This is a genomic window from Salinigranum rubrum (assembly GCF_002906575.1).
In the GTDB taxonomy this organism is placed as follows: Archaea; Halobacteriota; Halobacteria; order Halobacteriales; family Haloferacaceae; genus Salinigranum; species Salinigranum rubrum.
The window spans coordinates 3,459,433-3,468,901 of sequence record NZ_CP026309.1 but is presented as its reverse complement, the minus strand read 5'-3'; the positions used below and the strand labels follow the sequence as shown (position 1 = coordinate 3,468,901).

10 protein-coding genes are annotated in these 9,469 nt (G+C 68.6%); 2 read left to right on the top strand and 8 right to left on the bottom strand.

Features of this window, described 5'->3' with window-relative positions; translation table 11 throughout:
• Nucleotides 1-71 precede the first annotated feature (71 nt).
• From C2R22_RS16945 to C2R22_RS16925, 5 genes are all read right to left on the bottom strand, one after another.
• Nucleotides 72-1,301, bottom strand: coding sequence for a Gfo/Idh/MocA family protein (locus tag C2R22_RS16945; RefSeq protein WP_103426812.1), 1,230 nt, complete (start codon nt 1,299-1,301; stop codon nt 72-74).
• 151 nt (nt 1,302-1,452) lie between these two features.
• The gene (locus C2R22_RS16940; protein WP_103426811.1) at nt 1,453-2,028 is read right to left on the bottom strand and encodes a hypothetical protein; all 576 of its coding nucleotides are present in this window, start codon (nt 2,026-2,028) and stop codon (nt 1,453-1,455) included.
• Entirely contained in the window at nt 2,028-2,534 is a 507-nt protein-coding gene (locus tag C2R22_RS16935; RefSeq protein WP_162562549.1) for a metal-dependent hydrolase, read from the bottom strand. Before C2R22_RS16935 ends, C2R22_RS16940 begins: the two co-directional genes overlap by 1 nt.
• A gap of 140 nt (nt 2,535-2,674) precedes the next feature.
• Entirely contained in the window at nt 2,675-3,163 is a 489-nt protein-coding gene (locus tag C2R22_RS16930) for a YciE/YciF ferroxidase family protein (protein WP_103426809.1), read from the bottom strand.
• Nucleotides 3,164-3,361: 198 nt separating this feature from the next.
• Nucleotides 3,362-3,673, bottom strand: coding sequence for a hypothetical protein (locus tag C2R22_RS16925; protein ID WP_103426808.1), 312 nt, complete (start codon nt 3,671-3,673; stop codon nt 3,362-3,364).
• Between the two features lie 234 nt (nt 3,674-3,907).
• Here C2R22_RS16925 and C2R22_RS16915 point away from each other — a divergent pair, with 234 nt between their 5' ends.
• Nucleotides 3,908-5,863 (top strand): glycoside hydrolase family 15 protein, encoded by a 1,956-nt coding sequence (locus tag C2R22_RS16915; RefSeq protein WP_103426806.1) that lies wholly within the window; start codon nt 3,908-3,910, stop codon nt 5,861-5,863.
• 57 nt (nt 5,864-5,920) lie between these two features.
• On the opposite strand, the gene C2R22_RS16910 is transcribed toward C2R22_RS16915, so the two are convergent.
• From C2R22_RS16910 to C2R22_RS16900, 3 genes are read right to left on the bottom strand one after another with little or no spacing between them, the layout of a single operon-like run.
• Nucleotides 5,921-6,322: an SPW repeat domain-containing protein gene (locus tag C2R22_RS16910; protein WP_103426805.1), complete on the bottom strand. Its 402-nt coding sequence runs from the start codon at nt 6,320-6,322 to the stop codon at nt 5,921-5,923.
• Nucleotides 6,323-6,324: 2 nt separating this feature from the next.
• Nucleotides 6,325-6,894: a vitamin K epoxide reductase family protein gene (locus C2R22_RS16905; protein WP_103427722.1), complete on the bottom strand. Its 570-nt coding sequence runs from the start codon at nt 6,892-6,894 to the stop codon at nt 6,325-6,327.
• Complete coding sequence (locus C2R22_RS16900) at nt 6,891-7,898, bottom strand: SDR family oxidoreductase (protein ID WP_103426804.1); 1,008 nt, start codon at nt 7,896-7,898, stop codon at nt 6,891-6,893. The genes C2R22_RS16905 and C2R22_RS16900 overlap by 4 nt, the downstream gene beginning before the upstream one ends.
• Nucleotides 7,899-8,285: 387 nt before the next feature.
• Here C2R22_RS16900 and C2R22_RS16895 point away from each other — a divergent pair, with 387 nt between their 5' ends.
• The gene (locus C2R22_RS16895) at nt 8,286-9,287 is read left to right on the top strand and encodes a hypothetical protein (RefSeq protein ID WP_103426803.1); all 1,002 of its coding nucleotides are present in this window, start codon (nt 8,286-8,288) and stop codon (nt 9,285-9,287) included.
• Nucleotides 9,288-9,469 lie beyond the last annotated feature (182 nt).

Sequence of the window (9,469 nt, the reverse complement as noted above, 5' to 3'; positions counted from 1 at the left end):
GTGTACTATTCGCCTAGTCGACACGCCGGTCGTTGTCGCCACTGCTTTCACCTGCGTGTTCGCGCACCCGGTCAGCCCGCTCCGGTCGCCCCGTCGGTTCCGTCTGCTCCGTCGAGCGCGAACCGTCCCGCAGCGATCATCGCTTCGAGCGGGTTCTCTTCGATGTCGAGCGGGAGTGTGACCGCCTTCCCCCGACGGGCCGACTCCCAGCACGCGAAGACGAGTTCCGTCGACGCGAGCGCGCTCGCTCCCGACAGCGGCGAGGGCTCTCCGTCGTCGACCGACGCGACGACGTCGGCGATGGCGCGCTCGACGAGCGTCCCCGGAAGCCACCGCGGCGTCGGCGTTCCCGGCTGCAGCACCCCGGTCCGACGGGCGACTTCGGTCACGAGCCCCCACCCGCTCACGGGACCGTTGACCGCGTCCGGACGCGTGTCGACGACGGTCCACTCCTCCTCGTCGCGCCGTCTGTGTCGCAGCGGCGGTCCGCCGTCGCGGCCGACCTCCAGCGTCCCCTCGCGGCCGACCAGCCGGAGCTGACAGTTCAGGAGCGATCCGTCTCCGGTCGACGCGAGGCCGACCACGCCGTTGCGGTACCGCCACTGCGCCAGCGCCCACGTCTCCTGCGGTGCCCCGTATCTCTGATTCTCCCGGGCGTAGTCGACGTTCGCGTGTACCCGCTCGACGGGCTCCCCGTCGGTGAACAGTCGACAGAGGTCGAACAGGTGGGTGCCGTAGTCGAAGAGGTTCCTGCCCCCCATCTCGACCCGGACGAGTCGGCCGATGGCTCCCTCGTCGAGCAGGTGCTTCGCCCGCTCTGTGACCACGGAGAACCGCCGCTGGTGGTTGAACGTCAACCGGACGCCCTCTGCCTCGCACACCTCGACCATCCGGACGCAGTCGCGCCACGTCGTCGCCATCGGCTTCTCGCAGTGGACGGCTCGGACCGAGGCTGCGCGCGCACACTGGACCACGAGGTCCGCGTGGGCCGCGGGCGGAACGCAGACGCTCACCACGTCCGGTTCGGTCCGAGCGAGCATCTCGGCCGTCGAGGTGAAGACGCCCGACGGGGGGATGCCGACGTTCGCGGCGAACCGGCGCGCGTGCGCCGGCACGAGGTCCGCGCACGCGACGAGGTCGACGCCCCGCAGTCGACGATAGCCCGCGGCGTGGTGATACCCCATCGCCCGTCCCGACACGGACGGGTCCCGGGGGCTCGGGCCGGTTCCGACGACGGCCGCCTCGACCCTCGGGCGGGTGCCGGGTCGTCGCCGGAGACGCCGCAAGCGGTGTGAACGCATGGTTCCCCCTCGTCGCCCGCCCGGAAAGGTAGGGTGTGGCTATCCGGGCTAACGGCTCGCTACTCGCTCGGGCGGCCCCTGCAGCACTCCCCTGCGTGGCGCGCGTTCCCAGTTCGGACTCCCCCGTGAGACCGACGTCAGTCCGAGCGCGTTACGACTGCTGTGACCACCACGCCTGTTTCTTCCCGCTCGGTCGGTGTTCGCTGTAGTGGACGCGGAACTGGTCGGTGGTCACCCGCTCCGGTACGAGGAACGTCATCGCGCCCTCGCGGACGGTTCCCGACGGCACCTTCCCGCCGATGTACTTCGCCTGCGGGCTCTTGTTCCGCCCGGGGTGGTAGACCGTCTCCCCGACGACCCCTTTGAAGTCGAGCGTGAGCGGGAGGCGGACCACCCGGTCGACCGTGTTCTCGGCGCGGAGGTCGACCTTGAGCCACTGTTTCCCCTCGCCCGCCTCCGCGACTTCCGTCCGCTGTGGTTCGTCCACGTGGTGCCACTGGTAGCGACTCATCGTCCGCGGGTTCGACATCGTGACGCTCACCCGCGGGAGGTCGAGCGTCTCGCCGTAGGCGAGCTGTTCGCCCGGCACGGGCTGGTCGGTGAGCGTCTTCGTCGGCTGCCCGCCCGGCTTGTTGTCGCCGCTGTCTCCCGACGGCGTCGAGGAGGAACAGCCGGCGAGGCCGGCCGTCGCCAGCGCCGCCGTCGTGAGGAACGTCCGTCGGTCCATCACTGGAGGTACCTCCTGATTCCGAGTCCCGCCTGCGTCACGAGCCCGAGCGCGAGCGGCCCGAGGTTCCACAGGTTCGCCTTGACGAAGGCCGCGTCGAGGACGAACCGCTGCTCGACGACTGGGTAGAGCGGTTTGATCGGCGGGGCGACGTCGGGACTCGTCAGCACGTCGCCGACCAGGTGGGCCAACATCCCCGTGAACAGCGCCACCGTCACGAACGCGTAGACGGAGAGGGCGGGATGGCCGTCGTCGCTGACGAGGAGATACCCGCCGGCCACGACGGCGCCCAAGACGAGCGCCGCCGGAACGAGAAACACGAGGCTGTGGAACAGCCCGTGGTGTTCGATGAAGACGTACCGCATCACGTACAGGTCGATGTCGGGGAACATCGCCGTGAGCGCAGCGAGGGCCGAGAAGGCCAGCCCCGCCTTGAACTGGCTGAACAGGAGCCAGGCGGGTGCTGCGAGCAGCAGCGCGACCCCGAGATGTCCTGGGGATTGCATGGGTTCTCTTCTCTCAGTGAGAGGGGTATCTCTACTGCTTGCCCTTGCAGAGCGGGCACGTCCGTACGCCGCCGACATGCGCGACTCCCTCGGTCGAACGAAAAAAAACGGTGATCGCGTGAGACGGTGAGAACGCGTCGTTACTCGGCGACGACTCGCTGGTCGAACTGCTCGCCGATCTGTGAGAGTTCGTCGAGCGCCTCCTCCTCCTCGCGAAGCGTCTCCTCGAGGAGTTCGGCGGCCTCGTCGTAGCCGAGCTTGCCGGCCAGGGACGTGACGTTGCCGTAGGCGGCGATTTCGTAGTGCTCGGTCTTCTGACCGATGGCGATGTGGTACCGGTCTCGGACGTCGTCGTCGTGGTCTGCCTCGGTGAAGTCCTCGTGCTCGTCGATCAGCGCGTCGACGACCCGCTCGGTCTTCGTCTGTGGCTCTTCACCGATGGCCTCGAACACCTGCTCCAGTCGCTCGACCTGCTGCTGTGTCTCGTCCCGGTGCTCGGAGAACGCCTCACGGGCCTTCTCGTCGGACGTCTGCTCGGCGAGCGTCTCGAGCGCGTCGACGAGCTGCTGTTCGGTGTAGTAGAGTTCCTGTACCCCTTCGACGAGGAGCTGCTTGGTTGCGTCGGTCATGGTGCGACCGCCTGGTGTTCGGAGCCCGAATCCCCTGTACGGCACGCCTGCGCGCGCAGAGACGAAGCGAGGGTCCTCCCTCGCTTTCCGCCCGTCACTCGACCCCAGTGCGCCCGTCTCGTGCGGTGTGTCGTGGCCGAGACTCCGCGTTGCCGTCGTCTCCCCCCGCCCTGCGTGCGCATACGAGTCCCGTCACACTCACATCTCGGCGTCGACGTGGTCCCGCTCGCGCAGCACGACCGGTCGGTCGCCCTCGACGCCGGAACCGTCCGTCGAGTAGACGCCGACGAGGTCCTTCTCGTCGAACTCGTCGAAGAACTCCTCCCACGAGAGCTGTTTGAGGTCCTCGTCGTCGTCGCGGAAGCCGATGCGGAGGAGCCCCCGGTCGCCCTCTCCCTCGGAGTGGGGAGCGTGAGCGGGATAGCCGCCGTGCTCTTCGATGACGCTCCGGAGCAGCGTGTGATCGGTCGTCCGTTCGACGCCGTCGGATTCGTTCGGACTGTCGGACATCGGCTAAACTGTCGGACGACAGTCACTTAACGGCGTCGTGAACGGTTCGGCGACGCCGTTCTCGCCGGCCGCTGCCGACCCCGCTCGAACTCGTCGCGTCGCGTCTCCGTCGTCGGAACTGAATCCGTCGGGGCTCGGGACGACTACGACGGCGCGGGGCGGGCCGACCCGGTCGGGGCCGCACAGCATGCAAGGATGGGTTACTTTCGATACCGGCGTCTTCGGTAGGAACGAATGGACGACGCGTTCACGCCCCTGCGGGAGTACGGCGTCATCGGGAACCTCGAAACGTGCGCGCTAGTGAACCGGGAGGGCTCCATCGACTGGTGCTGTCTCCCGTACGTCGACTCGCCGAGCGTCTTCGCGCGCATCCTCGACCCCGAGCGCGGGGGGCGGTTCGCCATCACGCCGACGGGCGCGTTCGAGACCGACCAGGCGTACCTCGACCGGACGAACGTCCTGGAGACGACGTTCGAGACCGAGTCGGGAACCGCGACGGTGACCGACTTCATGCCCGTCGTCGAGGCCGACCGCGTCGAGGAGCCACAGTTGCGCGGACTGTACCGCAAGGTCGCCTGCACCGAGGGCTCGGTCGAACTCGGCGTGGCGTTCGAACCCCGGTACGACTACGCGCGCTCGGAGACGGCCGTGGACGAGATCGAAGCGGGCGCCGTGGCCACGAACGACCGCAGACAGGCGACGCTCGTCTCGCCCGTCGAACTCGACGTGACCGCCGACGGCCAGCGCGAGGCCGACGGGTCGACCGCGACGAATCGGGGGGCAGAGACGGAGAGGGAGACGGAGACGGAGACGGAGGCCGAGGTCGGAAACGGAGCCACCGCGCACGCCGAGTTCGACCTCTCCGAAGGCGAGGAGCGCTGGTTCGTCCTGCGGTACAGCATGCGCGCGCCGTCGGAGCCCGACGACTGTCAGGACCTGCTGGAGACGACCGTCGACTACTGGCGCGACTGGGTGCACTCCTGTGAGGAGTCGGAGTGTCTCTTCGGCGGCCCGGCCCACGACCTGGTGGTTCGCTCCGAACTCCTCCTCAAACTGCTCACGTACCGCGAGACGGGCGGCATCGTCGCCGCCCCGACGACCTCGCTCCCCGAGGACGTCGGCGGCGTTCGGAACTGGGACTACCGGTTCACCTGGCTCCGCGACGGGGCGTGGGTCGTCCGCGCGCTGACCAACCTCGAACACGTCTCCGAGGCGGAAGATTACATCCACCGCTTCCTCGAACGCACCCTGGAGGGAGACACGGCGGCGGTCCAGCCGCTGTACGGCGTCGAGGGCGACACCGACCTCGAAGAGGAGGAACTCGACCACCTCCGCGGCTACCGCGACTCCCGGCCGGTCCGGGTCGGTAACGAGGCGGCCGAGCAGCAGCAACTCGACGTGTACGGCGAACTCGCCATCAGCATCTACCAGCGGCTCTGGTCGCTCGACGAACTGCCGGACGAGGACTGGGAGGCGATGTGGGGGGTCGCCGAGTACGTCTGCGACCACTGGGACGACCCGGGCGTCGGCATCTGGGAACTCCGCGGGGAGCCGAGACACCTCGTCCACTCGAAGCTGATGTGCTGGGCTGCGGTCGACCGCGCGATAAAGTTAGCCGAGCGTGAGGACTGCGAGGCACCGCTCGACGAATGGCGCGACTGTCGGACGGCGATCAAGGAGGCCGTCCTCGAACACGGGTTCGACGAGGAGTTGAACAGCTTCACGCGCGCGTTCGACGGGTCGACGATGGACGCGACGGCGCTGTTGATCCCCGTTATGGGGTTCCTCCCGGTGGACGACCCCCGTATCGAGGGGACGATAGACGCCGTGATGGAGCATCTCATGACCGACGACGGACTCGTCTACCGGTACGAGGACGACGACCTCCCCGGCGAGGAGGGCGCGTTCGTCCTCTGTTCGTTCTGGCTGGTCGACGCGCTCACGATCACGGGACGGACCGACGAGGCGTGGGACCTCTTCGAGAACCTGCTGGAGTACGCGAGTCCGCTCGGCCTGTTCGCCGAGGAGATAGACCCCGAGACGGGCGAGTTCCTGGGGAACTTCCCGCAGGGGTTCAGCCACCTCGGCCTGCTCAACAGCGCGCTCTACCTCTACGAGGCCGAGTACGACTGGGCGACGGTCGGGCCGCTGGGGACGCCGACGCTCGTCCAAGAAGAGCGGTCAGACTGACCCTTCGGGCGCTCGGCTCGCGGCCCCGACGGGTCGTCAGCGGTCACCGGCCGACGGTCATCGCGACCGGTCGAGCCACGCGTCCCTCCCACCGGCGATGTCCCCGGTCCAGAGCGACGACCAGCCGCCGCCGTACTCCTCGGTGACCGTGCCACGGACGAACGCGAGACCGGCGACGATGAGGCCGACGGACACGCTGTTGGCGGTCGCCACCGTCGGGAAGCCCAAGACGAACGGGACGACGACGAGCGCGCCGCCGAAGAGGACGTTCGTCCAGCGGAGCGGGCGCATGTGCCCCCAGATGGCCATGAGGCTGAACGCCGCCGCGATGGGGCCGAGAATGCGGTGAACGTCGGCCGCCGGCGGGCCGTACGCGAGGACCGCCGGTGCGGCCATCAGCCAGAATCCGAGGAACATGCTCAGCACCTGCGCCCACGCGTTTCGGAGGGTGTCGAGCATCCTCAGGCGCTCCCTCCGGTCGTGGACTCGCGGCGCGTCCCCTTCCAGAGCGCCGCCCAGAGCGAGCCGTCGTTCTCGTAGACGGCACGGAGATACTGGAGGCTCGCCAGCATCTCGTCCAGCGCCGGGCTGATCATCGCGAGCGAGACGAGCGCCGACAGCAGACACAGCGTACACCACGCGTCGTACATGACCGGCTGGAGGATGACGAGGAGGACGCTCACCCCACCGAGTGGACCGACGGCCATCCCGAAGATGATGACGACCCACGGGCGCGTCCGCCACCGCTCCGTGCCGCCGATGACGCCCGTGACGGCGTCGAGGAGGTAGCTCAGCGCACCGAGGGCGGCGTCGGGAATCGGCAGCACGTGGGAGGTCTTCGACGTCAGGATGGTCCGGCTCCCGTCGCCGAAGAACGGCTCCCAGACGCTGTTCGTGATTCCGAACTGGAACAGCGAGAGGTACACGGAGATGGCGACGCCGACGAGCGCGAGCGCGACGAGCGGGAGTCGCTCCGACCACGCCGAGGGGTTCTGATCCCACCCGGGCGGCGTGTGGTCCTCGTCCGTCATTCGCGGGCCACCCACGCGATAGCGGCCGCGACCAGCGCGAGGACGACCCCCGCACCGAGTTCGTCACGGCGTTTCGTGAGCTTCAACTGGAGGCTGTCGTCGGCCGCCCTGTCGTCGAACGGGCCGTGTGCACCGGGGTCGCCCGGAACCGGATCGAACAGGTTGTCGGGCCGGTCCGGATCGTACGGCAGGTCGGTGAACTGCGAGTCGAACCCGGTCTTCGCCAGGACGTGGTTGGCGAACGACGGGAGCAGTTTGTTCCCCCAGATGGTCTTCACCGCGGGGTAGCCGACGTACACCTCCCGGCGGTCGTTGTGGGCCGCCCAGTGGACGGCGTCGGCGGCGACCTCCGGCTGGTAGATGGGGGGAACCGGCTGGGGGTGCTTGTCGACGTGTGACCGGCTGTGCTCGAACTGCGGCGTGTTCACCGCCGGGAGCTGGACCATCGTGAGGTCGACGGCCGACTCGTCGTGGAGCAACTCCGTCCGGATGGACTCGGTGAACCCCTGGACGGCGTGTTTCGACCCGCAGTACGCCGACTGGAGCGGGATGCCGCGGTACGCGAGCGCCGACCCGACCTGGACGATGGAGCCGGCGTTCCGCGGTCGCATCCGGTCGAGGGCGACCCGCGTCCCGTAGACGGTGCCGTGGTAGTTGACGTCCGTCACCCGGCTGTACTCGTCGGGCTCGACGTCGCCGAACGGCGAGAAGACGGTCGTCATCGCGTTGTTCACCCACACGTTGATCGGGCCGAACTCGGCTTCGACCCGGTCGGCCGCCGCCTCGACCTGGTCGAAGTCGGTCACGTCGGTCTCGACGGCGAGCGCCTCCCCGCCGGCGGCTTCGACGTCCTCGACGGCGGCGTCGAGGCCGTCCCGTCCGCGAGCGAGCAGTCCGACCTTCGCGCCGTGGCCCGCGAACGTCTGGGCGACCGCCCGTCCGACACCCGACGTCGCGCCCGTGACCACGACGACCTCCGCGGAACTGTCGTCGAGCGCGCTCATCGGTCCCTCACTCCCGTCGTCTCGGGCGTCCGCGGGACAGTTGTCTCTGCGCTCCGTCGCCGTCCGGAGTCTCGGCCGATACGCGTACGTCGCACCGCTCGACAGCTGCTACTCATCTCTTGGGCAGTTCTCGCGGTCGTCGAATACGCGTAGTGCCTTCATCGGCAAGGTGCGGGGCGCGATGCGGAGCGTGGCGCACGCGCTGACGCGCTGAGCCGAACGCGATGGCCGTGTGAGCGGTGTGGCCCGCTCCCTGAACACGCCTCTGGCCACCTCACGCCCTCGGCGACTGCAGGGGGTACGTCTATGCGGCCACGTCTCGAGGGAACGATCACGTGTTTCGACCGACCGTCTCTTCAACGGTGAGCGGTTCCACTCAAGAGCGCTATGAGTGACGACGTGACGACCGCGAGTTCCGTCCAGAACATCGACGGTATCGGGGACCGAGCGGCGCACTGGTTCGTTCTCGTGGGGAACCGCATCGCCGTCGCGGCGATTCTCGTTGCGGCCGTCGTGGCCTTCTTCTTCACGCTGACCAGAGCCGGGGTGCTGGCTATCGGACCCGGGAGCGCCGCCGCGTCGGCCTTCGCGAGCGGGCTCATCTCCGGGACGGTGACGCTCGTGACCATCGCGCTGTCGATCAATCAGCTCATCCTCTCCCGCGTGTTCGGCTCCCCGAACGAGCTGTTCGACCAGCTGAGCGGCACGCGTGACCTCCGCCGTCGCATCCGCGAACACGCCGGAGAACCGGCCGTGCCGAACGACCCGGCGGAGTTTCTCAACCTCGTGGCGGAGACGCTCACCGAGCGCGCGACCCGCCTCGGTTCGGCGTTCGAAGACGCCGACCACGACCAGCCACGGGCGGTCGAAGAGTACGCGTCGGGAATCGCCGCCTACGGCGAGAGCATCGCCGAACAGATCGAGAGCCAGACGGCCATCGTGAACGTGCTTGAGGTCATTCTGGGGACCGAATACGCCCGGAACATGACCGCGACGGAACACCTCCGGAACGCGTACGGCGACCGTCTCTCGGACGCGGCCGAAGCGGAACTCGATGCCATCGAGGACCTCCTGGAGTCCATCGCCGTCACGCGCCAGTTCTTCAAGACGCTCTCGCTGCAGCAGGACTTCGCCCGACTCTCCCGCGTGGTCGCCTACAGCGGCCTCGTCTCCCTCGCCGCCAGCATCGCGATGGCGCTCATCTACCGTCCCGACTCCGTCACCATCCCGGTGGAGTGGCTCCCGCTCGTCTTCAGTCTCGGCGTCGGCGTCATCGTGGCGCCGCTCGCCGTGTTCATCGCCTACGTGTTCCGGGCGGCCACCATCGCCCGCCACACCGTCTCGGTCGGGCCGTTCGTCCCGCCCGAGGAACGGTCCGACAGCGGGTGAGTCTGGCGAGCGACGCTTGCAGGCCGCAGCGTTAAGACACCCCGCGAGGTAGCTGCGGGGGCCCGTGTCGAGCGAGAGTCGATGCGGGTCGCGGATGGAGGTGCCACTCGATGGGAAAACTCTCCAAGGCGATGCGGACGTGGCGACGGCTTCCGCGCCGCGTCCGACGACGTATCGTTCGC

What these genes read in the sequence shown, in the direction of transcription:
- C2R22_RS16945 (WP_103426812.1), bottom strand. Translation starts at nt 1,301, where the DNA reads ATGCGTTCACACCGCTTGCGGCGTCTCCGGCGACGACCCGGCACCCGC.
- C2R22_RS16940 (WP_103426811.1), bottom strand. Translation starts at nt 2,028, where the DNA reads ATGGACCGACGGACGTTCCTCACGACGGCGGCGCTGGCGACGGCCGGC.
- C2R22_RS16935 (WP_162562549.1), bottom strand. Translation starts at nt 2,534, where the DNA reads ATGCAATCCCCAGGACATCTCGGGGTCGCGCTGCTGCTCGCAGCACCC.
- C2R22_RS16930 (WP_103426809.1), bottom strand. Translation starts at nt 3,163, where the DNA reads ATGACCGACGCAACCAAGCAGCTCCTCGTCGAAGGGGTACAGGAACTC.
- C2R22_RS16925 (WP_103426808.1), bottom strand. Translation starts at nt 3,673, where the DNA reads ATGTCCGACAGTCCGAACGAATCCGACGGCGTCGAACGGACGACCGAT.
- C2R22_RS16915 (WP_103426806.1), top strand. Translation starts at nt 3,908, where the DNA reads ATGGACGACGCGTTCACGCCCCTGCGGGAGTACGGCGTCATCGGGAAC.
- C2R22_RS16910 (WP_103426805.1), bottom strand. Translation starts at nt 6,322, where the DNA reads ATGCTCGACACCCTCCGAAACGCGTGGGCGCAGGTGCTGAGCATGTTC.
- C2R22_RS16905 (WP_103427722.1), bottom strand. Translation starts at nt 6,894, where the DNA reads ATGACGGACGAGGACCACACGCCGCCCGGGTGGGATCAGAACCCCTCG.
- C2R22_RS16900 (WP_103426804.1), bottom strand. Translation starts at nt 7,898, where the DNA reads ATGAGCGCGCTCGACGACAGTTCCGCGGAGGTCGTCGTGGTCACGGGC.
- C2R22_RS16895 (WP_103426803.1), top strand. Translation starts at nt 8,286, where the DNA reads ATGAGTGACGACGTGACGACCGCGAGTTCCGTCCAGAACATCGACGGT.